This window comes from Klebsiella sp. Sb-30 (assembly GCF_057652795.1).
Genome location: NZ_CM172749.1, coordinates 419,970 through 446,446 on the forward strand (window position 1 = coordinate 419,970; position 26,477 = coordinate 446,446).

Genomic DNA, 26,477 nt, shown 5'->3' on the forward strand with positions numbered 1-26,477 from the left:
GGCGTTATCATTTCAGGTGACATGCAATAGTCGTGAGCATAAGCCTTTTAGTGGGGTGTTAAATGGATGAATTAAAACCAGAAGATGATCTGAAAGCCGATCGCAGCGATCGTCGTACTGGTCGTTCCCGTCAATCTTCCGAGCGCGATAGCGATCCGCAGATCAATTTTGATGATGTCGATCTTGATGCGGACGACAGCCGTCCGACGCGCGCCAGCAAAGCACGCCGTGAGCGCGATGAAGAAGAGTATGAAGCGGACGTAGAGTCTGAAGAAGACGAAGAGTCGGAAGAGCAGCAGGTTGAGCGTCGTCCGCGCAAGCGTAAGAAAGCGCCCGCGAAGCCAGCCTCCCGCCAGTATATTATGATGGGGGTGGGGATTCTCGTGCTGCTGCTGCTGATCGTTGGCATTGGCTCTGCACTGAAATCGCCATCCTCTTCCAGTGAACAAACCGCGTCAGGCGAAAAGAGCATTAACCTGTCAGGCGATCAGTCTGACAATGGACAGTCTGGCAATGGCCAGCCTGTCGCTCAGGACCAGACCACGGCAAACAACCCGCAGCAGGATGTTTCTCTGCCGCCGATCGCCTCTAATCCGACTCAGGGTCAGACTAGCGCTGAGCCGCAGGGACAGCAGCGTGTTGAGGTGCAGGGCGACCTGAATAATGCCTTGACTCAGCAGCAGGGCCAGATTGACAGCGCCGTAGCGAACTCTACGCTGCCGACTGAACCGGCGACCGTTGCTCCTGTCCGTAATGGCGCCGCCCCGCGTCAGGCAACAACTGAACGTCAGACTGCCGCCGCTCCGCGTCCGGTAGAGCGTAAGCATACGGTGATTGAGCCGAAACCAGTGGCGAAAGCGCCGGTTGAAGCGAAACCTGTTCAGCCGAAGCGTGTTGAAAGCACCGCTGCGGCTGCGCCGGTGAAAGCGCCTGTCGCTCAGCCGAGCAAACCTGTTGCCACCGCACAGACGACGAAGCCGGCTCCGACGACAACGACAACCGCGACCGCACCAGCGGCTACCGCTGCGGCGACGGCGGCTCCGGCTGCAACTGCCGGGGGTAAAACAGCGGGTGATGTCAGCTCGATGAAAGCGGCGCCGTCGGGTAACTACACTCTGCAACTCAGCAGCTCCTCCAACTACAACAACCTGAATAGCTGGGCGAAGAAAGAGAAGCTGGATAAATATGTCGTCTACGAGACCACGCGTAACGGTCAGCCATGGTATGTACTGGTCAGCGGTATCTACGCTTCGAAAGATGAAGCGAAGCGTGCTGTAGCCACTCTGCCAGCGGATGTGCAGGCGAAAAACCCGTGGGCGAAACCGCTGCATCAGGTTCAGGCCGATCTGAAGTAAGTGCGGTGTAGTCTTAAGCGCAGGGTGCTGTCGGAGCTTTCTCCACAGCCGGAGAATGTGGTAATTAGTTAGGCAGCATGAAAAAGAATCGCGCTTTTCTGAAATGGGCAGGGGGTAAATACCCCCTGCTTGACGATATAAAGAAACACTTGCCGCAAGGCGATTGTCTGATTGAGCCCTTTGTTGGCGCAGGGTCGGTATTTCTTAATACCGACTTTTCTCGTTATATTCTGGCGGACATCAACAGCGACCTGATCGGTCTTTACAACATCGTTAAATTGCGGACGGATGAGTACGTTGCGGCGGCGCGTGAAATGTTTACGCCCGAGAATAACGCGGCAGAGCAGTACTATCAGTTCCGTACTGAATTCAACCAAAGTCAGGATCCGCTGCGTCGTGCGGTGCTGTTCCTGTATCTGAATCGCCATGGCTACAATGGCCTGTGTCGCTATAATCTGCGCGGCGAATTTAACGTACCGTTCGGCCGTTATAAGAAGCCCTACTTCCCGGAAGCTGAGCTGTATCATTTTGCCCAGAAGGCGCAGAATGCGTACTTCTACTGTGAGTCGTATGCCGACAGTATGGCGCGCGCGGACGGTTCTTCGGTGGTCTATTGCGATCCGCCGTATGCGCCATTATCGTCTACCGCCAATTTTACGGCCTATCATACGAACAGCTTTAACGCCGAGCAGCAGGCCCATCTGGCGCAGCTGGCGGAGAACCTGCTGGAGCAGCGGGTTCCGGTTCTGATTTCCAACCACGATACGGCGCTCACGCGCGAATGGTATCGTCAGGCTAAACTGCATGTCGTCAAAGTTCGACGCAGTATCAGCAGCAACGGTGGTACACGAAAGAAGGTGGACGAGCTTCTGGCTCTTTACCGTCCGCCCAAGACTAAATAATTTCAAGGAGATGCGGATGAAGCAGTATTTGATTGCCCCTTCGATTCTGTCGGCTGATTTTGCCCGCCTGGGCGAGGATACCGCCAAAGCGCTGGCTGCAGGTGCGGACGTTGTGCACTTTGACGTGATGGACAACCACTACGTGCCGAATCTGACCATCGGCCCTATGGTGTTGAAAGCGCTACGCAACTATGGCATCACCGCCCCGATCGACGTGCACCTGATGGTGAAACCGGTCGACCGCATCATTCCTGATTTCGCCGCGGCGGGCGCCAGCATCATCACCTTCCACCCGGAAGCCTCTGAGCACGTCGATCGCAGCCTGCAGCTGATCAAAGAACATGGCTGTAAAGCCGGTCTGGTGTTTAACCCGGCCACGCCGCTGAGCTACCTTGATTATGTGATGGATAAGCTGGACGTTATTCTGCTGATGTCCGTTAACCCGGGGTTCGGCGGTCAGTCCTTCATCCCCCAGACTCTGGATAAACTGCGCGAAGTGCGTCAGCGCATCGATGCGTCGGGTTATGATATTCGTCTGGAAGTCGACGGCGGCGTGAAGGTCAGTAATATTGCGGATATTGCGGCGGCAGGCGCAGATATGTTTGTTGCCGGTTCGGCGATTTTCGATCGTCCGGACTACAAGGAGGTTATCGATCAAATGCGTAGTGAATTAGCAAAGGTTAGTCATGGATAAATTACACTCTGTTCGCGGTGTCGCCTTTGACCTTGACGGCACGCTGGTCGATAGCGCGCCGGGTTTGACAGCGGCGGTTGATAGCGCGCTCTATGCGCTGGAGCTACCGATGGCCGGCGAGGCGCGCGTCGTAACCTGGATCGGCAACGGTGCGGATGTTCTGATGGAGCGGGCCCTGAGCTGGGCGCGTCAGGAACGCGCAACCCAGCGTGCTGCGATGGGGAAACCCTCCGTCGATCATGACGATATTCCACAGGCAGAGCAGCTGATGGTGCTGCGTAAGCTGTTCGATCGCTACTATGCTGAAGCGGCGGAAGAAGGCAGTTTTCTGTTCCCGGCGGTGGCTGATACGCTTGGCGCACTGCATGCGAAAGGCCTGCCGCTGGCGCTGGTGACCAACAAGCCGACGCCGTTCGTTGCGCCAATTCTGGACGCGTTGGATATCGCGAAGTATTTTACGGTCGTCATCGGCGGCGATGATGTGAAGAATAAAAAACCCCATCCGGATCCCCTGCTGCTTGTGGCGCAGAAGCTGGGCCTGGCGCCTGCTGAGCTGCTGTTCGTTGGTGATTCACGTAATGATATCCAGGCGGCTAAAGCCGCGGGCTGCCGCTCCATCGGGCTGACCTACGGATATAACTACGGCGAGTCGATCGCGCTCAGCGAACCGGACTATATCTTTGACCAGTTTAATGAACTCTTGCCCGCTCTTGGGCTACCGTATAGTGAAACTCAGGAATTGAAAAATGACTAAGCCCATCGTTTTTAGTGGCGCACAGCCCTCAGGTGAATTGACCATTGGCAACTATATGGGTGCGCTGCGTCAATGGGTGAGCATGCAGGATGATTATCACTGCATCTACTGCATCGTAGATTTGCATGCCATCACCGCGCGTCAGGATCCTGAGAAACTGCGTAAAGCGACGCTGGATACTCTGGCGCTTTACCTGGCATGCGGTATCGACCCGGAGAAAAGCACCATCTTCGTTCAGTCGCACGTGCCGGAGCACGCGCAGCTGGGCTGGGCGCTGAACTGCTACACCTATTTCGGTGAACTGAGCCGTATGACCCAGTTCAAAGACAAATCCGCGCGCTATTCGGAAAACATTAACGCCGGTCTGTTTGACTATCCGGTGCTGATGGCGGCGGACATTCTGCTGTATCAGACCAACCAGGTTCCGGTTGGCGAAGATCAGAAACAGCACCTGGAGCTGAGCCGCGATATCGCGCAGCGCTTCAACGCCCTTTACGGCGAGGTGTTTAAAGTGCCTGAGCCGTTTATTCCTGCCTCCGGCGCTCGCGTGATGTCCCTGCTTGAACCGACAAAGAAAATGTCCAAGTCAGACGACAACCGCAATAACGTGATCGGCCTGCTGGAAGACCCGAAATCGGTGGTGAAGAAGATTAAGCGTGCAATGACCGACGGTGACGAGCCGCCTGTTGTTCGCTATGACCAGCAGAATAAAGCCGGTGTTTCCAACCTGCTGGATATCCTCTCGGGCGTCACCGGGCAGAGTATTCCGCAGCTGGAGCAACATTTCGAAGGCAAAATGTATGGTCACCTGAAAGGCGAAGTGGCTGATGCGGTGTCCGGTATGCTGCTGGAACTGCAGGAGCGCTATAACCGCTTCCGTAACGACGAAGCGTTCCTCAATCAGGTGATGAGAGACGGGGCGGAAAAAGCCAGCGCTCGCGCGTCGCAAACGCTGAAAGCGGTCTATGAAGCCATTGGTTTTGTGGCTAAGCCGTAAGCGATAGCCGGGCGAGAAACAGAAAAGGGCGGGTCAATCCCGCCCTTTTGTATTTTCAGCATATGCGACGTTTGCCGGTCAGTTTCTCGGGGTCCGCGAGCCGAACCCGAAACGTCAGTATCAGTGATGGGAGAACCAGTTCAGCTTGTCGCGCAGGCTGACCACGCGGCCCACGATAATCAGCGCCGGGCTGGCCATCTGCTGCGCCAGAACATCCAGCCGATCTAAGGTGCCGGCGACGACTCTTTGGCTGACCGCCGTGCCGTTCTCAACGATAGCCGCGGGCATATCCGCCGCCATGCCGTGAGCAATCAGGTTCTCCCGGATAGCAGAGGCCTGGTTCAGCCCCATATAAAACACCAGCGTCTGCTTCTCTACCGCCAGGTTTTCCCAATCCAGCTCGCCGCCTGTCTTCAGATGGCCGGTGATCAGGCGGACGCCCTGGGCGAAATCGCGATGGGTTAACGGGATACCTGAATAGGCGGAACAGCCTGAAGCCGCGGTAATTCCTGGTACCACCGAGAAGGGGATCCCGGCGTTGCACAGGGTTTCCAGCTCTTCGCCGCCGCGGCCAAAAATAAAGGGATCGCCACCTTTCAGGCGCACCACGCGACGTCCGTTCTGCGCCTCGCGCAGCAGGATTTGGTTAATCTCTTCCTGCGGCACGCAGTGATAGCCCGCGCGTTTACCGACGAAAATCCGATCGGCGTCGCGACGTACCAGATTCATAATGTCGTCAGAGACCAGGCGGTCATACACCACGACGTCCGCCTGCTGGATCTGCTGGAGCCCTTTGAGAGTCAGCAGCCCGGCATCGCCGGGACCGGCGCCGACCAACACCACTTCGCCACGGTGATCCAGCGGCTCCGTTAACAGTTGCTCGGTAGTATCGGCAACGGCCTGGCGGTCTTCATTGGCCAGCGATTGCGCCAGACGGTCGTTGATGAACAGCTTTTCCCAGAAACGTCGACGTTCGCCGACCGTCGCAAACTGTTTTTTCACCCGCGACCGCAGCTGGCCGGCATAGTGGGCCAGCTGGCCTAAGTGGAGCGGCAGAATCGACTCCAGCTTTTCCCGCAGCAGCCGCGCCAGCACCGGTGAGGTACCGCCAGAGGAGACCGCGACCATCAGCGGCGAGCGGTCAATGATCGACGGCATAATAAAGCTGGCCTGCTGCGGCGCATCGACCACGTTACAGAATATCCGCCGTGCCTCTGCCGCGTCGCTGACCTGCTGATTGACATCCTCATCGTCGGTGGCGGCGATGGCCAGCCAGCAGGTGTCGAGAAGCGTCGGGGTGAACGGCGCTTGCACCAGGGTCAGCATCTGTGAATCGGCCCACACATGGAACTGCGGCGAGAACCCCAGCGCGTTGACCGTGACTCTGGCGCCGGCATCGAGCAGCAGGCGCGCCTTGCGTTCGGCAACATCACCGCCGCCGACCAGTAAGCAGTCGCGGCCGCGCAGCTGACAAAAAATAGGTAAGTGATCCACGGAACATCCTCGCAGCAAGCAGTGGGAGAGGGATAAGCGGTCGTAGCATAGCAGCAGAGGGTTGGCACAATATACGATTTTTCGGGCGCCTACCGCTTAGTTGGCATAAGAAGAAAATATGGTTCCCGCCGGAGCGCGGCGGGAACCTCAGGGCATCATGCCTTCAGCTGAACGTTGCCGTCTTTCACGCGCGCATCGAAATGCGCAATGGAGTGGCTTGCATCTTCCATGCACAGGCCGTCGCGCAGACGGAAGCGCTGTTTCTTCAATGGGCTGGCGACCCACAGCTCACCCTCATGCTCGGCAATGATGCCTCGCGACAGCACGCTGGCATTGAAGAACGGGTCGATATTGCTGATCGCATAGACCCGATCGTCATGGTAAGGCCGGAACAGGGCGACCTGCTGCTGACCCAGCAGCGCACAGACGCCGGTTGCAGGCAGAATATCGTCAATCTTGCAGATGTTTACCCACTGGCTCATGCGTTCTCCTCCACCAGAGCGACCGGGATACGCTCATACGGCGTCGCCGGACGGTGCTGCTCGCGTTCCGGTACGACCTGGACATTCGGGTCGCGCTGGTTGCTGTTGATAAAGTGTTTGAAGCGGGTTTGTGCCGCCGGATTGTTGACCGTCTCGGTCCACTCACAGGCGACAGCGGCACGCAGACGCGCCAGCTCTTCTTCCAGGTGGGCGTTCAGGCCCAGCTTGTCGTCGATAATGACGCTACGCAGGTAGTCGATGCCGCCTTCCATGTTGTCTAACCACGGCGCGGTACGCGTCAGCTTATCGGCGGTACGGATATAGAACATCATAAAGCGATCGAGATAGCTGAGCAGCGTTTCGCGGTCGAGATCGGCAGCCAGCAGGTCGGCGTGACGCGGCTTCATCCCGCCGTTGCCGCAGACATATAAATTCCAGCCCTTCTCGGTGGCGATAATCCCCACATCCTTACCCTGCGCCTCCGCACATTCACGGGTACAGCCGGAGACGCCAAACTTCATTTTATGCGGCGTACGGATGCCTTTGTAGCGATTTTCCAGCTCGACGCCGAAGCCCACGCTGTCGCCGACGCCGTAGCGGCACCAGGTGCTGCCGACGCAGGTTTTCGCCATACGCAGCGCTTTGGCATACGCGTGGCCGGTTTCGAAGCCCGCTTCAATCAGCTGACGCCAGATTTCAGGCAGGTCGTCTTTTTGCGCGCCGAACAGGCCGATACGCTGGGAACCGGTGATTTTGGTGTAGAGATTATATTCGCGCGCGATGCGCCCTACGGCCACCAGACCTTCCGGCGTAATTTCGCCGCCGGCGGAGCGCGGGATAACCGAATAGGTCCCGTCTTTCTGGATATTGGCGAGGAAGTTATCGTTCGTATCCTGCAGCGGCGTATGCTGAGGCTTGAGAATGTACTCATTCCAGCAGGAGGCCAACAGAGAGCCAACGGTCGGCTTACACACTTCGCAGCCGTAGCCTTTTCCGTGTTTCGCCAGCAGCTCTTCGAAGGTTTTAATCCCTTCTACGCGAATCAGGTGGAACAGCTCCTGGCGGGAGTAGGCAAAGTGTTCGCACAGATTGTGGTTCACTTCGATCCCCTGTTTCGCCAGCTCCGCGTTCAGCACCTGGGTCACCAGCGGAATACAGCCGCCGCAGCCGGTACCGGCTTTGGTTTCTGCTTTCAGCGCGGCGACGGTATGGCAGCCTTTGTTGATGGCGGAAATCAGCATCCCTTTAGTCACGTCGAAGCAGGAGCAGATTTGCGCGCTGTCCGGCAGTTTATCGACGCCGATTGACGGCTTACCGCTGCCGGCGTGTGCCGGCAGAATCAGCGAGTCCGGGTTTTCCGGCAGTTCAATACCGTTGAGCACCAGCTGCAGCAGATTGCCGTAATCGCTGGTGTCTCCGACCAGCACCGCGCCAAGCAGGGTTTTATTGTCTTCGCTGACGATCAGTCGTTTATAGACTTCTTTGCTTTCATCAAGATAGACGTAGCTGCGGGCGCCAGGCGTGCGGCCATGCGCATCGCCGATGCCGCCCACGTCAACGCCAAGCAGCTTCAGTTTGGCGCTGAGATCGGCCCCGATAAAGCGGTTGTCGTTGCCGAGGAGATGGTCGACGGTCACCTGGGCCATTTTATAACCCGGCGCCACCAGACCGTAGACGCGGTTGTTCCAGCTGGCGCATTCGCCGATAGCATAGATATCCGGATCGGAGGTCTGGCAGGTGTCATTGACCACGATACCGCCACGCTGCGCCACGGCCAGACCGCATTGGGTCGCCAGCTTATCGCGTGGACGAATACCGGTTGAGAAGACGATAAAATCAACCTGCAGCTCGCTGCCATCGGCGAACTGCATGGTTTTTCTGGCCTCGCTGCCCTGCTGGACAATCTCTTTGGTGTTTTTGCTGGTATGGACCTTCACGCCCATACTTTCGATTTTACGCTTCAGCTGCTCGCCGCCCATATTATCCAGCTGTTCGGCCATCAGCATGGGGGCAAATTCGATGACGTGGGTTTCCACGCCGAGGTTTTTCAGCGCGCCGGCGGCTTCGAGGCCCAGCAGGCCGCCGCCGACGACGGCGCCGCGTTTGCTGCGACGTGCGCAGGATTCAATCGCGTTCAGATCTTCAATGGTGCGGTACACAAAGCAGTCCTGAGTGTCCGCGCCTTTGATTGGCGGGATCCACGGATAGGAACCCGTCGCCATCACCAGCTTGTCGTAAAATACGGTGCGTCCCGCGCTGGAGTGAATCACTTTCTCCTGGCGGTTAATGGTAATAGCGCGTTCACCGATCAGGACTTTAACGCCATGTTTCTCGTAAAAACCTTCACGGACCAGCGAGAGCTCTTCGGCGGTGTGATGGGAGAAGTAAGACGACAGGTGGACGCGGTCGTAAGCGATACGGGGTTCTTCACAGAACACGGTAATGTCGAACTGTCCGGCAGGCGCCTTATCAAGAAGCTCTTCGATAAAGCGATGGCCAACCATGCCGTTACCGATAATAGCGATTCTGACTTTGCTCATTTTTGCCTCGATTTCTTTTCTATTACCGCCTACCTTAACGATTCAGCCAGTACACTTATTGATACAAATCAAGATCGCCCGCGCCTACCACTTAATGGGTATGCTTATGATTTTCCTGGATTTTTATAAGTTATGGAAAACTCAGGCTTTTCCTTGTTGTTGCTTTTGTGTACAAAATGGATGCGGGGGAATGTTTATGGGTTGGGCGAAAAAACGGCATATTCACGGGAGTCATCAAGATGACAGCAGTTCCGCTTTGGTTGATTGAGAACGTACGTTTGCCCGATCGCGAAGGGCTATGGCAGATCGCGATAGATAAAGGCTGTTTTGGCGATATCACCCCGATGGGCGATGCGCGCAGCGAAAGTTATGAAGTGCTCAATGCCCGCGGTGGGCTCGCGATCCCGCCATTTATTGAACCGCATATTCATCTCGATACCACCCAAACTGCCGGCGAGCCAAACTGGAACCAGTCCGGGACGCTGTTTGAGGGGATTGAGCGCTGGGCAGAACGTAAGGCGCTATTGAGTCACGAAGATGTGAAGGCCCGGGCGTGGAAGACGCTGAAATGGCAAATCGCCAACGGGATTCAGTTTGTCCGCACGCACGTTGACGTGTCTGACCCGACGTTGACGGCATTAAAGGCGATGCTGGAGGTGAAACAGGAGGTAGCGCCATGGGTAGATTTGCAGATAGTCGCCTTCCCCCAGGAGGGGATCTTATCCTACCCCAATGGTGAGGCCTTGCTGGAGGAGGCCCTGCGGCTCGGGGCCGATGTGGTCGGCGCCATTCCGCACTTTGAGTTTACCCGCGAGTATGGCGTGGAATCGCTGCATATCGCGTTCCGTCTGGCGCAGCAGTATCAACGCCCGCTGGATATTCACTGCGATGAAATTGACGACGAGCAGTCGCGGTTTGTCGAAACGGTGGCGGCTCTGGCGTTGAAAGAGGGCATTGGCCCACGGGTTACGGCCAGCCATACCACCGCGATGCACTCCTATAACGGCGCCTATACTTCGCGGTTGTTTCGGTTACTAAAGCTCTCGGGAATCAACTTTGTTGCTAACCCGCTGGTCAATATTCATCTCCAGGGGCGTTTCGACGATTATCCAAAGCGCCGTGGTATCACCCGGGTGAAGGAGCTGATGGCGGCGGGTATTAACGTTTGTTTCGGTCACGATGATGTTTTCGACCCGTGGTACCCGCTGGGCACCGGCAATATGCTGCAGGTGCTGCATATGGGGTTACATGTCTGTCAACTGATGGGCTATCAGCAGATTAACGATGGGCTGAAGCTGATTACCGACAACAGCGCCCGCACCTTTGGTCTGCACGATTACGGTATTGTGCCGGGCTATCCCGCGAATCTGGTTATTCTGCCGGCGGAGAATGGCTTTGAAGCGGTTCGCTGTCAGGTACCGGTTCGCTGGTCGATTCGTCAGGGACGGGTGATTGCCACAACGCAACTGGCGCAGACCTGGATCCAGACCGACAGAGGAGGAGAGGAGCTGTTCTTTAGTCGAAACAGCCCCTTCACTGACGCAAAGGGGCCAACAAAGGCTTAGTGGGAGGCCGCAGCCGCGTTGTGCTGGCGGTGGCGGGAGACGAAGCCAAGGATTAAGCACATCACAAAGACCACGGCGTAGAGGCCGTTAGCGGTGTGCAGCGCTGCCAGCGGGCCGCTGGCAGCCACAATCGGACCGGTCACCACGAAGGTCAGCATTGTGCCGATGGTGCCGCAGGTAAGTACAAAGTTCACCAGTTTCGGCGACGCGACTTTGGTTTGTAGCGAACCCAGCGTAATAAGCGAGGTGTAAATCGCGCTGGAGAAGAAGCCGAGGGTCAGAATAAACCACGGCATATGCTCCGGTGAACCGTTGATGAACAGGTACATCAGCACGGTGGCGAGACCAGCCAGTACGGTCAGGATGCGCTGCAGGTCGAAGAAGCGCAGGATGAAGCTGAACGACCACATACCAATCATGTACGACATCCAGAAATCACTCACCAGCTTACCGCCATCGGCCAGGCTCATGCCCAGGGTCTTGGCATACTCCGGTACCCAGGAGATAAAGCCCAGCTGACCGAGGATGTAGCACAGCGCCGCAATTGCGAGGAACAGCACGCCGATGCCCCATTTTTCTTTCACGACCGGCTGGTTATCCTGCTGTGCTTTTTTGCCAAGAACCGGGAACTCACAGCCGAAGGTCAGAATAAAAATGGCAACGTAGACCAGCCCAATGCAGGCATAAACCCAGTACCACTCGATACTGCGGGCCAACAGGAATGCGGCGACCATCGGGAAGATCATCCCCGCCATGCTGAAGAAGGAGTCGGTAAACAGCAAACGCGCGCCACGCTGGCGGCCTTCATACATGTGGGTGATCAGGAAGGTCCCGATCGACATGGTGATCCCGCTGACCAGCCCCAGAACGAACATGGATGCGGAGAACAGAGCCAGGCTGTGGCTAAACATCAGCCCGGCAACGGCCAGGACCATCAGAATGAAGCCAAAACGCAGCTGGGTTTTCAGCGGCACAATTTCCATCAGCCAGGCGTTCAGGAAGATAGAGATCAGGATACCGGCGTTGAGGAAAGTAAAGGTGTTGCTCATACTCGAGACGGGCAAATGGAAATAATCGGCGATATTTCCCATCACCATTCCGGTGACGATCACCAGCGCGCCGGTGAGGGCGTAGGAAAAGAAGCTGATCCATGTGAGCTTGATACGATTGCTGTTAGTCATGACTGGCCTGTGAATAGAAATGTAAAGCGCATTGACTGCGCCAGGGCGGACAGATTTTATTCATTCGAGTGATGTAAGCAAACGTTTATTATGCAATGAAATGCTTTTTGCATGGATTAGTGTGATTTGGATCGCCTTTATTTATCGCGCTGGTCAATGCGTGCGCCGTAACAACTATTTCAGCTACGTAAAATTAGGTAAAAGGCTGGCCCAGGATGCAAAGGCTCTTTAGAATCAAAGCACTTGCTTTTTATTCTGCTCCGTTAAGGAATTCCCATGCTCAAATCAACTCTGGCGGCGGTGGTTGCCGTTTTCGCCATTTCAGCTTTCTCTCCGGCAATGGCAGCGAAGGGCGATCCTCATGTACTGCTGACGACGTCTGCGGGCAATATTGAGCTGGAGTTAAATAGCCAGAAAGCACCGATTTCCGTGGATAACTTCCTGAAGTACGTGAACAGCGGCTTCTATAACAATACGACCTTCCATCGCGTGATTCCGGGCTTCATGGTGCAGGGCGGCGGCTTTAACGAACAGATGCAGCAGAAGCAGCCGAACCCGCCGATTAAAAACGAAGCCGATAACGGTCTGCGCAATACCCGCGGTACTATCGCAATGGCGCGTACCGCCGAACAGGACAGCGCTACCAGCCAGTTCTTCATTAACATTGCGGACAACGCCTTCCTTGACCACGGGCAGCGTGATTTTGGCTATGCGGTCTTCGGCAAAGTGGTGAAAGGCATGGACGTGGCGGATAAGATTTCCCAGGTTCAGACGCACAACGTCGGACCGTACCAGAATGTACCGTCCAAACCTGTCGTTATCCTCTCAGCAAAAGTCCTGCCGTAAGCCTTTCTGTGCGCGGGTAACATTGCCCGCGCCTCGTCGGCCTCTCTGCGTAACCTGAAATTGCTGCTTATACTTGTGGCAAACAGGGGACGATAAGGGAGGCGAGCATGCGTTCACTCACCGATAAGCAAAAATCCCAGCTCTGGGAACAGACCCGCAATGTGAATTTTCAGGCCAGCCGTCGCCTGGAGGGGGCAGCGATCCCGCTGGTGACGCTGACTGCCGAGCAAGCGCTGGCGCGTCTTGCCGAGATCAGGAGGCGCCATGAGCAGTAAATATGGCGACGATCGCGACCCTTACCTCTACCCTGCGCTCAATGTGATGCGTAACCGTCTCGGTATTCGTCAGGCGCAGCGGCTGGAGCAAACGGCCTGGGAAATCACCTCCCTGCGTGCGGCGACGCTGCCGCTGGGACCGCGCGGCCGCGGGCTACCCTACCTCTGTTTCATTCATCATCAGCTCTATCAGGATATCTTCGACTGGGCGGGGCAATTCAGAGAAGTCGATATCTATCAGGGGGATACTCCTTTCTGCCATTTTGCGTGGATTGAGAAAGAGGGCAATGCGCTGATGCGGGCGCTGGAGGAAGAGGGCTACCTCAGCGGAATCAGCCGCGCGACGTTCGTCACGCGTCTGAGTTGGTACTACGGGGAAATCAACGTCCTGCACCCGTTTCGCGTCGGTAGCGGCCTGGTTCAGCGAATTTTCTTTGAACAGTTGGCTCTTCACGCCGGGTTTGTGCTCGACTGGCGGGATATCGACCCCGATAGCTGGAGCCAGGCTAACCAGCTGGGGGCGATGGGCGATCCCGAACCCCTTGAGCGGATCTTTCGCAAAGTGGTAAGCGAAGCGTGAGAATCTGAGTAGAATAGCCCGGTTTTATTCTTTCCGGAGCCGCTATGATCCTGCTTATCGACAACTATGATTCTTTCACCTGGAACTTGTACCAGTACTTCTGTGAACTGGGGGCGGAAGTGCTGGTCAGGCGCAATGATGAGCTGACGCTTGAGGAGATCGCGGCGTTGATGCCGGAGAAAATCGTGATCTCTCCCGGGCCCTGTACGCCAAATGAGTCAGGCATTTCGCTGGCGGTGATTGCTCGTTATGCCGGTCAGGTTCCGCTGCTGGGCGTTTGTCTTGGCCATCAGGCCATCGCCCAGGTCTTTGGGGCCACTATCGTGCGAGCGGCGAAAGTGATGCACGGCAAAACTTCTCCCATCTATCATAACGGGCAGGGGGTCTTTCAGGGGCTGAATAATCCGCTGACCGTTACTCGCTACCACTCTCTGCTGATTGATCCCGCGACGCTTCCTGAATGCTTTGAGGTGACGGCCCGCAGTGAAAGCGGAGAGATTATGGCGATTCGCCATCGGGAGTGGGATCTCGAAGGGGTACAGTTCCACCCGGAAAGTATTCTCAGCGAGCAGGGACATCAACTGCTGGCAAACTTCCTCAATCGATGATTTGTAGTTGCCATTGACTGATTTTTTATGCATATTTTGTGATTAGATTATCACAATAATGACCGCATAACGAAGAAGGATGGCATGACATGGCAACTGAGCAACCGGTAATTACCCGCGCCACATTCGATGAAGTTATTCTGCCGATTTATGCACCGGCAGAATTCATCCCGGTCAAAGGTAAAGGTAGCCGCGTATGGGATCAGCAGGGCAAAGAGTACGTTGATTTCGCGGGCGGGATTGCGGTGACGGCGTTAGGTCATTGTCATCCGGCTCTGGTCGCGGCGCTGCATGAGCAGGGCGAAACCTTGTGGCATACCAGCAATGTCTTTACCAACGAGCCGGCGCTGCGTCTGGGTCGTAAGCTGGTGGAGGCCACCTTCGCCGAACGCGTGGTGTTCATGAACTCTGGCACCGAAGCGAACGAAACGGCGTTCAAGCTGGCGCGCCACTACACCATTACCCGTCACAGCCCGTATAAGACCAAAATCATCGCCTTCCATAATGCTTTCCACGGCCGTTCGCTGTTCACGGTATCGGTGGGCGGGCAGCCAAAATATTCTGATGGCTTCGGCCCGAAACCGGCGGACATTATCCACGTGCCGTTTAACGATCTGCATGCGGTTAAGGCCGTTATGGACGATCATACCTGCGCGGTGGTTGTGGAGCCGATTCAAGGAGAAGGCGGCGTGATGGCGGCGACGCCGGCGTTCCTGAAAGGACTGCGCGAACTCTGCGATGAGCATCAGGCGCTGCTGGTGTTTGATGAAGTTCAGTGCGGCATGGGGCGTACCGGTTCGCTGTTTGCATATATGCACTATGGCGTGACGCCGGACATTCTTACCAGCGCCAAAGCGCTGGGCGGTGGCTTCCCGATCAGCGCCGTACTGACCACCAACGATATTGCCAGCGCATTCCACGCCGGTTCCCACGGTTCGACTTACGGCGGTAACCCGCTGGCCTGCGCCGTGGCCGGGGCGGCATTTGACCTGATTAATACCCCGGAGGTGCTGGAGGGCGTGAAGGCGAAGCGCGAGCTGTTTGTGCAGCATCTCCAGCAAATTGACGCGCAGTTTGACCTGTTCAGCGATATCCGCGGTATGGGGCTGTTGATTGGCGCGGAGCTTAAGCCGCAGTATAAGGGCCGGGCTCGTGATTTTCTCTATGCCGCGGCAGATGCCGGCGTGATGGTGCTGAATGCCGGGCCGGATGTGATGCGCTTTGTCCCTTCGCTGGTCATCGACGAGCAGGATATTGCCGAAGGCATGGCCCGCTTTGCCCAGGCGGTAAAGCAGGTTCTTAACGCTTAATCGCGCGTAGCCAGATGCCGTGATGCGGGCGCTGACGCCATGCCACCGAGGAGATGGTGTGCATGGTGTTCAGATGGTCGAGGATCCGCTGCAGATGTTGCTCCATCGTACTTAACGGCCCCCGGCTCACCTCCACATCCTGCGACTCCATAATATTGACATCGCCAGCGCTGCCGGGACCATCGGAATCCAGCCGCTGCTGGCAACGCTGGAGCGCAATCTCACAAGATTCCAGATAGCGTCGGGCCAGCTCCGGCGTCAGCATCGTATGCTCGCGGGCCAGGGTGGTCATCGCGTTGATATGCTCAACAATAAACTGGCTGTGGGTGACCCACAGTTTCATGTCGTCAAGATAGTGTGTGTTAAAACCGGGTTCCTGCATGGCCTGATTCAGCGAGTTATACAGCGAGTTATGCGCCTGATTGACGCGCATCCGGCGATAGGCCAGCGCCGGAGCCTGATGATCGTCGCTAAGAATCAGCCTGATCGCTTCCTGATCGGCTTCCAGCGCGTCGTGAGCGTTCTTACGCAGTAGCCCGCTTTGCCATTGCGGCCATAGCCAGACCATGCCGCCAAAGGCGATAAGGCAGCCGATAAGCGTATCGATAAGCCTGGCGACAATATACTGCTCGCCGTTGAGCGTCAGAAGCTGCAGGGTATACACCGCCGTCACGGTAAAGCCAACCATCGCCCAGCCATAATGCTTGCGGATAATCAGGTAGCTCAGCAGCGTGACGAGCAGCATCGCGGAGAGCGTATAACCCTCCGGGACATGGAAGTGCAACGCCAGTCCGGCGATGGCCAGACCGGCAAGCGTACCTGCCGCCCGATGGACGATACGTACCCGCGTCGCGCCGTAGCCGTTTTGGGTTACAAAAAGCACCGTCATCAGGATCCAGTAAGGCTTGGGAAGGTTCAGGGCACTTCCCATCAGGCTCGCGGCCGTTAACATCACGCAGATACGCGCAGCGTTACGTAACGCCGGTGATTTTAACGAGAGATAGTTTTTTAGCGCGGGCAGCAGCGGCAGACGGCGCTCTTTATCCGCCATCAGGTTGCGAGCGTACAGCGGGCGCTGGGTACGCAGCACCCGGGCTATTCGGCTGAAGTGCCAGGCGCAGAACTGCCCTACCGGGTTGTCCGGATGCTGCCAGGCAATTTTCTCCAGCGCGCCGATCTGCTTATCCATGTTAAAGCGCCGCGGATAGCGGTGGTACAGGATGTCATCGGCCAGCACCCGCAGGCGAGCGGCAACGGTTTGCGCGTTCCAGCGGATCACCGCCTCGGCATGGCTGCGTTCTACCAGTTTTTGTACTTCTTCGGGTTGGTGCAGGCTGACGGAGATATGTTCCTGCAAATCCAGCGCCATCTGAAACGCCCGCAGCAGGCGCTTGTGGTCATTGCGCTGGTTCGCCGCCAGCATATGCATCTGCTGGTAGCATTGGGTGATCAGGTCCACCACCTTCTGCTGGCGCGTGAGCAGCGGCGGCAGTGAAGTGGTGGGATCGATATGCTGGGTCAGCAGGCTGTATTTGGCTTCGCAGTAGTTAGCCAGCTCGCGATAGAGCAGGCTCAGCGATTCGCGCAGCGGCTGCTCGCGCCATAGCCAAAACCAGAACCAGTTAAACAGACCGTACCACAGCGTCCCGAGGGCGTAGATCAGCAGTGGCTCCCAGACGGGCATGTTTCCGGCAAGGCTCAGGGTAAAGATCGCGGCAATCAACGAAGCGGGCAGAAGCCTGGCGTGCAGAGAGCTGATCTCCGCCGTCACGCCGAGCAGCAGCGCCAGGCCGCTGAGAATCAAAGGTAGCGGGATCGCCTGCTGAAGCAGAAGCTGGACGACCAGACTGCAGCCGGCGAACAGCGAACCGCCAATAATCAAGCGTTTAAAAAAACGTTTGTGCGGCGTATCCAGACCGGCGACGTTACAGCAGGCGGGCACCAGCGAGAACAGCAGACCTTGCTGTAAATGACCGAGGAGGAGGCCGATTGCGACAGGCAAACACAACACCAGCGTTTGCCGCAGTGCATAGTTGACTTCCGGGTGGTAAATCAGCCTGCGCCACATAGAGGGAAAACAAAAACGGCGTATTGCGCAAGCAATACGCCGTTTTATCGACTTAACGCGTACCGTATACGACGATAGTTTTACCGTGTGCGGAGATCAGGTTCTGATCTTCCAGCATCTTCAGGATACGGCCAACGGTTTCGCGGGAACAGCCAACAATCTGACCAATTTCCTGACGGGTAATTTTAATTTGCATACCATCAGGGTGGGTCATCGCATCCGGCTGTTTTGCCAGGTTCAACAGCGTCTGAGCGATGCGCCCGGTGACGTCGAGGAAGGCAAGGTTACCCACTTTTTCTGAGGTCACCTGCAGACGGCGAGCCATCTGCGACGACAAGCGCATCAGGATATCCGGGTTAACCTGAATGAGCTGACGGAATTTTTTGTAGGAGATTTCGGCCACTTCACATGCGGTTTTCGCACGTACCCAGGCGCTACGCTCCTGGCCTTCTTCAAACAAGCCTAATTCACCGATGAAATCGCCCTGGTTGAGGTAAGAGAGGATCATCTCTTTACCTTCTTCATCCTTGATGAGCACAGCCACAGAGCCTTTGACGATGTAGTACAACGTTTCTGCTTTTTCACCCTGGTGGATCAGCGTGCTTTTAGATGGGTACTTATGAATGTGGCAATGAGACAAGAACCATTCGAGGGTAGGGTCTGTTTGCGGTTTGCCAAGCACCATGCGCGGTTATCCTCTGTTATAAGCTATCTCCGGGTGCCGACACTACACGGCATCCGGGCATGCAATCGTATTGTTTCCCTATGCCTGGGAAACGGGCTGGTGATTTTTCTTCAGCCTGTAATGTGAACTCCTCTGCATACATGCAGTACATCAATGTAATACTGTAGCATCCCGACTGTTTTAGCATAGCTTTTGCCGCATGTCTCCTGGTGTCTCGCTTCAGCATGATGCAGGTCGCCTTCCGTTGCGAGAATTGTTATGTACGCGTAATCTGTCAGGAAAATTGCAACCTTGGAGTTAAATTTTATGCAAGCTCGTGTGAAATGGGTTGAAGGGTTAACCTTCATCGGAGAGTCGGCGTCAGGTCACCAGATTCTGATGGACGGCAACTCCGGAGATAAAGCGCCAAGCCCAATGGAGATGGTGCTGATGGCGGCGGGCGGATGCAGCGCGATCGATGTCGTGTCTATTTTGCAGAAAGGTCGTCACAACGTGACTAACTGTGAAGTCAAGCTGACGTCTGAACGTCGGGAAGAGGCGCCGCGTCTGTTTACCCATATCAACATGCATTTTATTGTCACCGGCAAGGAGCTGAAAGATGCGGCCGTCTCCCGTGCGGTGGATCTGTCGGCGGAGAAATACTGCTCGGTGGCGCTGATGCTGCAAAAAGCGGTGAACATCACCCATTCGTTTGAGGTGGTAGAGGCGTAATGCCAGATACCCGGTGGCGCGATGCTTACCGGGTTGACACCGTCTTGCAGGCCGGCGCAAGCGTAGCGCCGGCCGCGAATTTAAATTGCTTTACCTTCCATCAAACGCTCCACCAGCGGCGTCATGATGAGCTCCATCGCCAGCCCCATTTTCCCGCCAGGCACCACCAGCGTATTGATATGCGAGATAAACGAGCCCTGTAGCATCGCCAGCAGCCAGGGAAAATCGATATCCGGTAGGTTGCGGAAGTGGATCACTACAAAGCTTTCATCCAATGACGGAATGCCCTTCGCCGCAAACGGGTTGGAGGTGTCGACAGTGGGGACGCGCTGGAAGTTGATATGGGTGCGCGAAAACTGCGGTGTGATGAAGTTGATATAGTCTTCCATTGAACGGACCACGGAATCCATCACCGCTTCACGGGAGTGACCTCGTTCACTGGTATCGCGGATGAGCTTCTGAATCCATTCCAGGTTGACGATAGGCACCACGCCAACCAGCAGGTCGACATTCTGCGCGACGTTATACTGCGGCGTGACAACCCCGCCGTGCAGCCCTTCATAAAACAGGACATCGGTCGGTTCCGGTAGCGGTTGCCACGGTGTGAATGTGCCCGGTACCTGATTCCACGGCACCGCCTCATCATAGGTATGCAAATACTTGCGCGACTGGCCGCTACCGTTACGCCCGTACTCAAGGAAGGTGTTTTCCAGCAGGCCGAAGTCGTTGGCTTCCGGGCCGAAGTAGCTGATGTGTTTCCCCTGATCGCGCGCTTTGCGGATCGCCATGTCCATTTCCGGGCGGGTATAGCGATGGAAGCTGTCGCCTTCTACCTCCGCGGCACGCAGATTTAGCTGGGCGAAAATTTTACGAAAGGCGAGGCTGGTGGTCGTGGTTCCCGCGCCGCTGGAGCCCGTGACGGCAATCACCGGATGTTTGGCAGACATAACAACTCCCAGATTAAACGATGTGTGGCGCCGCCTTAGCCGTGAAACTGCTTGCGGGGCATGATGTTGACCGTCTCGTGCAGTTCTGACCACACCAGCACGGCTTCTCCGCTTTTCAATTGCTGTTTGACGTCGGCGACTTTATCCGCCAGCGAGCGTTCATGTTCACCATAATCGGTGCCTTCACGCAACACAAAGCTTTCGATCAGGTTATCCAGCGTTTCGGGATCCAGATCGTGCCAGGGAATAATCATTTTTGTGCTCCCAACCAACGGGTTAACCAGTCCGGGATACGCTTTTCCAGCCACATTTCCGGTTTGCGCAGCGTGCCGCCGACGAATCCGACGTGTCCGCCATTTTCGGTCAGCTGATACTCGACGTTTACCGGGAGCTGCTCTTGCGGCGGAATGGAGTGGTGGTCCATAAAAGGATCGTCCTTCGCATGAATGATCAGCGTCGGTTTCGTAATGTCGCTGAGGCGCGGCATGGCGCTGCACTGGCGATAGTAGTCCAGCGCATCGGCGAATCCGTGAATCCTGGCGGTGATCATATCGTCAAACTCGCGGATGCGGCGCATACCTTTGAGCTGGCGGAGATCAACCGGTAGCGAGCCGGGATAGGCTTTCAGCTTACGCGCGGCGTTGGCCTTTAACAGATTGAGCAGATAACGCTGATAGACCCGGGAAAAGCCCTTGTCCATATGATAGCTGCAGGCTTCGAGCATGAACGGGGCTGAGACAATAACCGCGGCATCAAGCGGGACATTATCGCCTTCTTCGGCCAGCAGGCAGCCCAGCATATTCCCGCCCAGCGAATAGCCGACGGCAGCGGTCGGCACCGCACCCCATTCGCGTTGTAGCCAGTGCAGGAACCAGCGGCCATCTTCGGTTTCACCCGAATGATAGATGCGGTTATTGCGGTTGGGTTCGCCGCTACAGCCGCGGAAATGCATCACCACGCCCAGCCAGCCGCGCTGCATGGCTGCATGGATAAGGCCATGAGCATAGGGGCTGTGCAGGCTACCCTCCAGCCCGTGGAACACCACCAGTCGCGGTTTGTGTTGCGCCCCGGCGGGGTCTTCGCTCCACGCCAGATCGACAAAATCACCGTCCGGGAGCTCAAGTCGCTGCCAGTGCGGCGTGAATCCCAGCTTACGGCGAATCAGGCGCGGCAGCATGGTCTGCAGATGACGATTGCCCACGCCGCGCATAGGGTGAAACTCACGCGAGTCGTTTTCGGGGGGCGTCATTTCTGTGGGGGTGATTTCAACCATAGCACCAGAGCAGTTAATCATCTTATAAAACAGTATACCGCGCATGAAGTGCGCAGGTTATCCAATATGTGGTCTTGCGGCCTGTGCTATAGGTTACACGAAATTGAAGCCGGATGAGGACTGCTCTTGCGGGATAAAGATGGCACGCTGCCCGGGAAGGCTGGAAGGGGAAACAGCCACCGCCAGGAGCGAATGGCTGTGGGGCTGGCTTAAAACATGCTGTTGCCGCTGGCGGTTTTTTCCGGAACCGTCTGAATAACATCCCAGTGCTCAACGATCTTGTTCTGCGCATCGAGGCGGAAAATATCGATAATCGCCCGGGTGACGCCCGGCTCGCGGCCGGTGGACGCAACGTGCAGAACGACATAGTCGCCGTCGACAATCACGCGTTTAATCTCGCTGTGAGAGTCGGGGAATTTCTCTTTCAGAAAGGCGATGAATTGACGAAAGCCTTCGGGCCCATCCTTCGCACCAGGATTATGCTGGATATACTCGTTTCCGAGGTAGGTTTTTGCGGCATCAAAGTCTTTATCGTTCAACGCTTTATTATAAAAAGCGATGACGTTTTCTTTGTTTTTCAATTCGCTCGCGCTGTAGGCGGCAAAAGCGGAGTGGGTCAGGGCACAAAGCAGTGAGAGGGAGATAAGCGTTTTTTTTACCATGGCAATGCCTCTTCGCAGATGAGTGTTGCGGTTTATAGCAGGGGCATATAACGGCGCGTTCCCATAACTCAGCGCCACTGCGTTTATACTCCCTGCCCTATCATAACCCGTTTTAACCTTCCTGTAGCATCTGTTCCAGCTGCTCTTGTGCATCCAGCCAGGCCATTTCACACTCTTCGAGACCGGATTTGGCACTGGCCTGTTGCTGCAGACAGCTGGTCAGCTCTGCTTTGCGGGAGGCATCATACAGCCCGCTGTCGCCGAGCTTCTCTTCCGCCTGGGCGAGCTGCGCGTTGAGCTTATCCATCTCTTTTTCGAGGCGGCTAATCTCTTTACGCAGCGGCTGAGTGAGCGTCCGTAATTCCGCTTCCCGACGTTTCTGGTCTTTGCGGGCCTGTGCGCTGTTACCGCTCTCTTTCGCAACGTCAGACGACGAGCTCTCCTGTTTCTGCGAGTCGCTGAGCCACTGCTGATAATCTTCCAGGTCGCCATCGAACTGCTCGACTTTACCGTCATGCACCAGATAGAGATCGTCGGTGGTGGAACGGATCAGGTGGCGATCGTGCGAGACCACCACCAACGCGCCTTCGAAATCAATCAGCGCTTCGGTCAAGGCCTGACGCATATCGAGATCGAGGTGGTTCGTCGGTTCATCGAGCAGCAGAAGGTTAGGTCGCTGCCAGACGATCAACGCCAGCACCAGGCGGGCTTTTTCACCACCGGAGAAACGCTGCGTCTCTTCGTTGACCTTATCGCTCTGGAAACCAAATCCGCCGAGATAGTCGCGCAGTTTCTGCTCTGTCTCCTGAGGCGCCAGGCGTGCCAGATGCTGTAACGGGGATTCGTCAGCGCGCAGAAACTCCAGCTGATGCTGAGCGAAGTAGCCGAGCTTAATGCCTTTAGCGAGGCCAATCTCGCCATGCAGCGGCTGGAGTTCGCCGGCCAGCAGCTTGATCAGCGTCGACTTGCCGGCGCCGTTTCGCCCTAACAGGCCAATGCGTGAACCGGGCACCAGGTTTAGTTTGATAGAGTCCAGAATCACCCGTTCGCCGTAGCCGGCGCTGACTTTTTCCATTTTCAGCAGCGGGTTTGGCAGGCTTTCCGGCGCGCGGAAACTAAAGTGGAACGGGTTATCGACGTGAGCCGGTGCGATAAGCTCCATGCGTTCCAGCATTTTAATGCGGCTCTGGGCCTGCTTGGCCTTGGTGGCCTTGGCGCGAAAGCGGTCGATATAGCTTTGCAGATGGGCGACGCGCAGCTGCTGGCTTTCATACATCGACTGCTGCTGTGACAGGCGGGTTGCGCGCTGCACTTCAAACGAGCTGTAGTTGCCGGTGTATTCGAACATCGTTTGCTGTTCGATATGAATAATTTTATCGACGATCGGATCCAGGAAGTCACGATCGTGAGAAATCAGAATCAGCGTGCCGGTGTAGCCTTTCAGCCATTTTTCCAGCCAGATGACTGCATCGAGATCGAGGTGGTTAGTCGGTTCATCGAGCAGCAGCAGATCGGAACGACAAATCAGCGCCTGCGCGAGGTTCAGGCGCATACGCCAACCGCCGGAAAAGTCGCTGACCGGGCTTTCAAGCTGCTCATTACTGAATCCCAGCCCGTGCAGCAGACTGGCGGCGCGCGAACGGATGGTCCAGGCATCGATGGCATCCAGTTTGCCGTGCACCGTCGCGATGGCGTGGCCGTCATTGCGCTCGTTGGCCAGTTTTAAATCGGCTTCGAGCTGGCGATATTCGCGATCGCCATCAATAACATAATCAATGGCTGGCTGCGGCAGCGCAGGGGTTTCCTGATTAACCCACGCCAGCTGCCAGTTACCCGGAAAGGTCATACTGCCGCCGTCGGCGCTAATCTCGTTTTTCAAAAGCGACAGCAGCGTGGATTTGCCGCAGCCGTTTTTGCCCACCAGGCCGACCTTCTGGCCAGGATTGATGGTGGCGGTGGCGTTGTCCAGGAGGACCCGTACGCCGCGACGAATTTGTAACGAGGAGAAAACAATCATAAGGCGCCGTATGTTCTGACTATGTTAGTTTGTCATTATGATAATGTAATGTGGTAGCAAATTGCTCCACCGGGCCGCAATGGTAGCCCAAAACGAAGACGATACACAAAGTCATTCTGGTTGCGTCGGGACGCAGCCGTTGTGCAGGCCACCAGAAGACGTTCGGGAGGGGAATGATGTCTCAGACAGCGAAGGTTTTGCTGCTGTATGCCCACCCAGAATCCCAGGATTCCGTGGCCAACCGGGTTTTACTTGAACCGGCTTTACAGTTGCCAAATGTCACCGTGCACGATCTCTATGCACACTACCCAGATTTTTTTATCGATATTACCCACGAGCAGGAGCTGTTGCGCCAGCATGAGGTGATTGTTTTCCAGCATCCGCTCTATACGTGGAGCTGCCCGGCATTGCTGAAGGAGTGGCTGGACAGAGTGCTGACCCGCGGCTTTGCCAGCGGCGCCGGAGGGAACCAGCTTGCGGGAAAGTACTGGCGTAGCGTGATTACCACCGGTGAGCCCGAGAGCGCCTACCGACGCGATGCCAATCGCTATCCCATGAACGACATCCTGCGCCCATTTGAACTGACTGCCGGCATGTGCCGGATGCACTGGATGAGCCCGATTATTGTCTACTGGGCTCGCCGACAATCGCCTGCCGATCTGAAAAATCACGCGCGTGCTTATCGCGACTGGCTGGCTAATCCCATCGCGGCAGGAGGCATAAATGGAGGGCGCTGATCTGCTTTTAGCGGGAGTCCTGTTTCTGTTTTCTGCCGTGGTGGCGGTGCCGTTGGCCGCCCGGCTCGGCATCGGCGCGGTATTAGGCTATCTGCTGGCCGGCATTGCGATTGGCCCCTGGGGGCTGGGTTTTATTAGCGATGTTGATGAGATTTTGCACTTCTCCGAACTGGGCGTCGTGTTCCTGATGTTCATCATCGGGCTGGAGTTGAATCCGTCTAAGCTCTGGCGCCTGCGCAGCTCCATTTTTGGCGTCGGGGCGGCGCAGGTTGTGCTCAGCGCGGGTATTCTTGGCGGATTACTCATTGTGACCGGGTTTTCCTGGCAGGCGGCGGTGGTCGGCGGTATTGGTCTGGCGATGTCGTCTACGGCAATGGCGCTGCAGTTGATGCGTGAGAAAGGAATGAGTCGCAGCGAGTCCGGACAGCTGGGGTTTTCGGTGCTGCTGTTTCAGGATCTGGCGGTGATCCCCGCGCTGGCTCTGGTACCGCTGCTGGCCGGTTCCGGTGATGACCATCTTAACTGGGTGACCGTCGGGCTGAAGGTTCTGGCCTTCGCCGGGATGCTTATTGGCGGCCGTTTTCTGCTGCGACCTGTTTTTCGGTTTATCGCCGGCTCCGGGGTGCGAGAAGTATTTACCGCCGCAACGCTGCTGCTGGTACTGGGTTCGGCCCTGTTTATGGATGCGCTCGGTCTGTCTATGGCGCTCGGTACTTTTATCGCCGGCGTTCTGCTGGCTGAAAGCGAGTATCGCCATGAGCTGGAGATCGCCATCGAGCCGTTTAAAGGGCTCTTGCTTGGGTTGTTCTTTATTTCCGTCGGCATGGCATTGAATCTGGGCGTGCTCTATACCCACTTACTGTGGGTGGCGGCAAGCGTTGCCGTGCTGGTGGCGGTAAAAAGTCTCGTGTTGTACGGCCTGGCGCGGGTATACGGGGTGCGTAGCTCGGAACGGATGCAGTTTGCGGGAGTGCTGAGCCAGGGGGGCGAGTTTGCGTTTGTGCTGTTCTCACTGCCGGCCTCGCTGCGACTGTTCGAAAACGATCAGATGGCGCTGCTGCTGGTCACGGTCACGCTATCGATGATGACAACGCCGCTGTTGATGACGCTTATCGATCAAATTCTCTCCCGGCGCTTTAACCAACCGGAAGAAGAGGATGAAGCGCCGTGGGTTGAGGACGATAAACCGCAGGTGATTATTGTCGGCTTTGGCCGCTTCGGGCAGGTTATTGGTCGTTTGCTGATGGCCAATAAAATGCGGATTACCGTGCTGGAGCGCGATATCAGTGCGGTTAACCTGATGCGTAAATATGGCTATAAAGTCTATTTTGGCGATGCGACGCAGCTGGAGCTTCTGCGCTCGGCGGGGGCGGAGGATGCGCAGTCGATTGTTATCACTTGTAACGAGCCGGAAGATACCATGAAGCTGGTGGAGATGTGTCAGCAACACTTTCCGCATCTGAATATTCTGGCGCGCGCCCGGGGGCGTGTTGAGGCGCATGAATTGCTGCAGGCCGGCGTGAAGCAGTTCTCGCGTGAAACGTTTTCCAGCGCGCTGGAGTTGGGGCGCAAAGCATTGATTACCTTGGGCATGCACCCGCATCAGGCGCAGCGCGCGCAGCTGCACTTCCGTCGTCTGGATATGCGAATGCTGCGTGAGTTAATGCCCGTGAATACTGATACGCTGCAGATATCACGCGTGCGGGAGGCTCGCCGGGAGCTGGAAGAGATTTTCCAGCGCGAGATGCAGAAAGAGAGCAGGCAGCTTGACGGTTGGGATGAGTTTGAATAAGG

At 56.4% G+C, this 26,477-nt stretch carries 25 protein-coding genes; 14 read left to right on the forward strand and 11 right to left on the reverse strand.

Going from position 1 to position 26,477, the window contains the following annotated elements; translation table 11 throughout:
• The first annotated feature begins 62 nt into the window (after positions 1-62).
• From damX to trpS, 5 genes are all read left to right on the forward strand, one after another.
• Positions 63-1,355 (forward strand): cell division protein DamX, encoded by a 1,293-nt coding sequence (gene damX, locus AC236I_RS01890; protein WP_044347761.1) that lies wholly within the window; start codon positions 63-65, stop codon positions 1,353-1,355.
• Between the two features lie 77 nt (positions 1,356-1,432).
• Positions 1,433-2,257, forward strand: a complete 825-nt coding sequence (dam, locus tag AC236I_RS01895; RefSeq protein ID WP_004868446.1) for an adenine-specific DNA-methyltransferase — start codon at positions 1,433-1,435, stop codon at positions 2,255-2,257.
• A gap of 16 nt (positions 2,258-2,273) precedes the next feature.
• The gene (gene rpe / locus AC236I_RS01900; protein ID WP_004868444.1) at positions 2,274-2,951 is read left to right on the forward strand and encodes a ribulose-phosphate 3-epimerase; all 678 of its coding nucleotides are present in this window, start codon (positions 2,274-2,276) and stop codon (positions 2,949-2,951) included.
• A complete protein-coding gene (gene gph, locus AC236I_RS01905) occupies positions 2,944-3,705 on the forward strand; it encodes a phosphoglycolate phosphatase (protein WP_004868442.1) in 762 nt (253 codons plus the stop codon). Before rpe ends, gph begins: the two co-directional genes overlap by 8 nt.
• Positions 3,698-4,702, forward strand: coding sequence for a tryptophan--tRNA ligase (trpS, locus tag AC236I_RS01910; protein WP_015585618.1), 1,005 nt, complete (start codon positions 3,698-3,700; stop codon positions 4,700-4,702). Before gph ends, trpS begins: the two co-directional genes overlap by 8 nt.
• 120 nt (positions 4,703-4,822) lie before the next feature.
• On the opposite strand, the gene cysG is transcribed toward trpS, so the two are convergent.
• The 3 genes from cysG to nirB form a co-directional block, all read right to left on the reverse strand.
• Positions 4,823-6,196 carry a siroheme synthase CysG gene (cysG, locus tag AC236I_RS01915; RefSeq protein ID WP_004868439.1) on the reverse strand — a complete coding sequence of 458 codons (1,374 nt, stop codon included), beginning with the start codon at positions 6,194-6,196 and terminating at the stop codon, positions 4,823-4,825.
• 155 nt (positions 6,197-6,351) lie between these two features.
• Positions 6,352-6,678 (reverse strand): nitrite reductase small subunit NirD, encoded by a 327-nt coding sequence (nirD, locus tag AC236I_RS01920; protein ID WP_004868437.1) that lies wholly within the window; start codon positions 6,676-6,678, stop codon positions 6,352-6,354.
• Positions 6,675-9,218, reverse strand: a complete 2,544-nt coding sequence (gene nirB / locus AC236I_RS01925; protein ID WP_354626086.1) for a nitrite reductase large subunit NirB — start codon at positions 9,216-9,218, stop codon at positions 6,675-6,677. The genes nirD and nirB overlap by 4 nt, the downstream gene beginning before the upstream one ends.
• A gap of 239 nt (positions 9,219-9,457) precedes the next feature.
• Here nirB and AC236I_RS01930 point away from each other — a divergent pair, with 239 nt between their 5' ends.
• A complete protein-coding gene (locus AC236I_RS01930) occupies positions 9,458-10,783 on the forward strand; it encodes a cytosine deaminase (RefSeq protein ID WP_015585619.1) in 1,326 nt (441 codons plus the stop codon).
• Here the strand turns inward: AC236I_RS01930 and tsgA are convergent.
• Positions 10,780-11,964 (reverse strand): MFS transporter TsgA, encoded by a 1,185-nt coding sequence (gene tsgA / locus AC236I_RS01935; RefSeq protein WP_004868431.1) that lies wholly within the window; start codon positions 11,962-11,964, stop codon positions 10,780-10,782. The genes AC236I_RS01930 and tsgA overlap by 4 nt on opposite strands.
• A 276-nt stretch (positions 11,965-12,240) precedes the next feature.
• On the opposite strand from tsgA, the gene ppiA reads away from it, so the two are divergent.
• From ppiA to argD, 5 genes are all read left to right on the forward strand, one after another.
• On the forward strand, positions 12,241-12,810 hold the full coding sequence (gene ppiA / locus AC236I_RS01940; RefSeq protein ID WP_099844392.1) for a peptidylprolyl isomerase A: 570 nt from the start codon (positions 12,241-12,243) through the stop codon (positions 12,808-12,810).
• Between the two features lie 107 nt (positions 12,811-12,917).
• The gene (locus AC236I_RS01945; RefSeq protein ID WP_015585620.1) at positions 12,918-13,085 is read left to right on the forward strand and encodes a YhfG family protein; all 168 of its coding nucleotides are present in this window, start codon (positions 12,918-12,920) and stop codon (positions 13,083-13,085) included.
• On the forward strand, positions 13,075-13,665 hold the full coding sequence (locus AC236I_RS01950) for a putative adenosine monophosphate-protein transferase Fic (protein ID WP_004868424.1): 591 nt from the start codon (positions 13,075-13,077) through the stop codon (positions 13,663-13,665). Before AC236I_RS01945 ends, AC236I_RS01950 begins: the two co-directional genes overlap by 11 nt.
• A gap of 44 nt (positions 13,666-13,709) precedes the next feature.
• Positions 13,710-14,273, forward strand: a complete 564-nt coding sequence (pabA, locus tag AC236I_RS01955; RefSeq protein ID WP_004868423.1) for an aminodeoxychorismate synthase component 2 — start codon at positions 13,710-13,712, stop codon at positions 14,271-14,273.
• A gap of 89 nt (positions 14,274-14,362) precedes the next feature.
• Positions 14,363-15,583, forward strand: coding sequence for a bifunctional acetylornithine/succinyldiaminopimelate transaminase (argD, locus tag AC236I_RS01960; RefSeq protein WP_004868421.1), 1,221 nt, complete (start codon positions 14,363-14,365; stop codon positions 15,581-15,583).
• On the opposite strand, the gene AC236I_RS01965 is transcribed toward argD, so the two are convergent.
• Positions 15,573-17,651 carry a YccS/YhfK family putative transporter gene (locus tag AC236I_RS01965; protein ID WP_065907156.1) on the reverse strand — a complete coding sequence of 693 codons (2,079 nt, stop codon included), beginning with the start codon at positions 17,649-17,651 and terminating at the stop codon, positions 15,573-15,575. The genes argD and AC236I_RS01965 overlap by 11 nt on opposite strands.
• A 52-nt stretch (positions 17,652-17,703) precedes the next feature.
• Entirely contained in the window at positions 17,704-18,336 is a 633-nt protein-coding gene (gene crp, locus AC236I_RS01970) for a cAMP-activated global transcriptional regulator CRP (protein ID WP_000242758.1), read from the reverse strand.
• Between the two features lie 306 nt (positions 18,337-18,642).
• Here crp and AC236I_RS01975 point away from each other — a divergent pair, with 306 nt between their 5' ends.
• On the forward strand, positions 18,643-19,047 hold the full coding sequence (locus tag AC236I_RS01975) for an OsmC family protein (RefSeq protein ID WP_004868418.1): 405 nt from the start codon (positions 18,643-18,645) through the stop codon (positions 19,045-19,047).
• Positions 19,048-19,127: 80 nt separating this feature from the next.
• On the opposite strand, the gene AC236I_RS01980 is transcribed toward AC236I_RS01975, so the two are convergent.
• From AC236I_RS01980 to AC236I_RS02000, 5 genes are all read right to left on the reverse strand, one after another.
• Complete coding sequence (locus tag AC236I_RS01980; RefSeq protein ID WP_004868415.1) at positions 19,128-19,994, reverse strand: phosphoribulokinase; 867 nt, start codon at positions 19,992-19,994, stop codon at positions 19,128-19,130.
• 35 nt (positions 19,995-20,029) lie between these two features.
• Complete coding sequence (locus AC236I_RS01985) at positions 20,030-20,248, reverse strand: YheU family protein (RefSeq protein ID WP_004868412.1); 219 nt, start codon at positions 20,246-20,248, stop codon at positions 20,030-20,032.
• Positions 20,245-21,243: a hydrolase gene (locus tag AC236I_RS01990; protein ID WP_463666835.1), complete on the reverse strand. Its 999-nt coding sequence runs from the start codon at positions 21,241-21,243 to the stop codon at positions 20,245-20,247. The genes AC236I_RS01985 and AC236I_RS01990 overlap by 4 nt, the downstream gene beginning before the upstream one ends.
• Positions 21,244-21,476: 233 nt before the next feature.
• Entirely contained in the window at positions 21,477-21,929 is a 453-nt protein-coding gene (locus tag AC236I_RS01995; protein WP_004868408.1) for a nuclear transport factor 2 family protein, read from the reverse strand.
• A 112-nt stretch (positions 21,930-22,041) separates the two neighbouring features.
• A complete protein-coding gene (locus AC236I_RS02000; RefSeq protein WP_004868406.1) occupies positions 22,042-23,946 on the reverse strand; it encodes an ABC transporter ATP-binding protein in 1,905 nt (634 codons plus the stop codon).
• 173 nt (positions 23,947-24,119) lie between these two features.
• Here AC236I_RS02000 and kefG point away from each other — a divergent pair, with 173 nt between their 5' ends.
• Positions 24,120-24,683 carry a glutathione-regulated potassium-efflux system ancillary protein KefG gene (kefG, locus tag AC236I_RS02005; RefSeq protein ID WP_032718310.1) on the forward strand — a complete coding sequence of 188 codons (564 nt, stop codon included), beginning with the start codon at positions 24,120-24,122 and terminating at the stop codon, positions 24,681-24,683.
• A complete protein-coding gene (gene kefB, locus AC236I_RS02010) occupies positions 24,670-26,475 on the forward strand; it encodes a glutathione-regulated potassium-efflux system protein KefB (RefSeq protein ID WP_044347772.1) in 1,806 nt (601 codons plus the stop codon). The genes kefG and kefB overlap by 14 nt, the downstream gene beginning before the upstream one ends.
• Positions 26,476-26,477: the final 2 nt, after the last annotated feature.

Coding starts and splice junctions, on each gene's coding strand:
- kefB (WP_044347772.1), top strand. CDS start 24,670: ATGGAGGGCGCTGATCTGCTTTTAGCGGGAGTCCTGTTTCTGTTTTCT.
- AC236I_RS01950 (WP_004868424.1), top strand. CDS start 13,075: ATGAGCAGTAAATATGGCGACGATCGCGACCCTTACCTCTACCCTGCG.
- tsgA (WP_004868431.1), bottom strand. CDS start 11,964: ATGACTAACAGCAATCGTATCAAGCTCACATGGATCAGCTTCTTTTCC.
- dam (WP_004868446.1), top strand. CDS start 1,433: ATGAAAAAGAATCGCGCTTTTCTGAAATGGGCAGGGGGTAAATACCCC.
- rpe (WP_004868444.1), top strand. CDS start 2,274: ATGAAGCAGTATTTGATTGCCCCTTCGATTCTGTCGGCTGATTTTGCC.
- AC236I_RS01975 (WP_004868418.1), top strand. CDS start 18,643: ATGCAAGCTCGTGTGAAATGGGTTGAAGGGTTAACCTTCATCGGAGAG.
- AC236I_RS01965 (WP_065907156.1), bottom strand. CDS start 17,651: ATGTGGCGCAGGCTGATTTACCACCCGGAAGTCAACTATGCACTGCGG.
- AC236I_RS01985 (WP_004868412.1), bottom strand. CDS start 20,248: ATGATTATTCCCTGGCACGATCTGGATCCCGAAACGCTGGATAACCTG.
- damX (WP_044347761.1), top strand. CDS start 63: ATGGATGAATTAAAACCAGAAGATGATCTGAAAGCCGATCGCAGCGAT.
- kefG (WP_032718310.1), top strand. CDS start 24,120: ATGATGTCTCAGACAGCGAAGGTTTTGCTGCTGTATGCCCACCCAGAA.
- argD (WP_004868421.1), top strand. CDS start 14,363: ATGGCAACTGAGCAACCGGTAATTACCCGCGCCACATTCGATGAAGTT.
- AC236I_RS01990 (WP_463666835.1), bottom strand. CDS start 21,243: ATGACGCCCCCCGAAAACGACTCGCGTGAGTTTCACCCTATGCGCGGC.
- pabA (WP_004868423.1), top strand. CDS start 13,710: ATGATCCTGCTTATCGACAACTATGATTCTTTCACCTGGAACTTGTAC.
- AC236I_RS01930 (WP_015585619.1), top strand. CDS start 9,458: ATGACAGCAGTTCCGCTTTGGTTGATTGAGAACGTACGTTTGCCCGAT.
- trpS (WP_015585618.1), top strand. CDS start 3,698: ATGACTAAGCCCATCGTTTTTAGTGGCGCACAGCCCTCAGGTGAATTG.
- ppiA (WP_099844392.1), top strand. CDS start 12,241: ATGCTCAAATCAACTCTGGCGGCGGTGGTTGCCGTTTTCGCCATTTCA.
- nirB (WP_354626086.1), bottom strand. CDS start 9,218: ATGAGCAAAGTCAGAATCGCTATTATCGGTAACGGCATGGTTGGCCAT.
- AC236I_RS01945 (WP_015585620.1), top strand. CDS start 12,918: ATGCGTTCACTCACCGATAAGCAAAAATCCCAGCTCTGGGAACAGACC.
- gph (WP_004868442.1), top strand. CDS start 2,944: ATGGATAAATTACACTCTGTTCGCGGTGTCGCCTTTGACCTTGACGGC.
- AC236I_RS02000 (WP_004868406.1), bottom strand. CDS start 23,946: ATGATTGTTTTCTCCTCGTTACAAATTCGTCGCGGCGTACGGGTCCTC.
- nirD (WP_004868437.1), bottom strand. CDS start 6,678: ATGAGCCAGTGGGTAAACATCTGCAAGATTGACGATATTCTGCCTGCA.
- crp (WP_000242758.1), bottom strand. CDS start 18,336: ATGGTGCTTGGCAAACCGCAAACAGACCCTACCCTCGAATGGTTCTTG.
- AC236I_RS01995 (WP_004868408.1), bottom strand. CDS start 21,929: ATGGTAAAAAAAACGCTTATCTCCCTCTCACTGCTTTGTGCCCTGACC.
- AC236I_RS01980 (WP_004868415.1), bottom strand. CDS start 19,994: ATGTCTGCCAAACATCCGGTGATTGCCGTCACGGGCTCCAGCGGCGCG.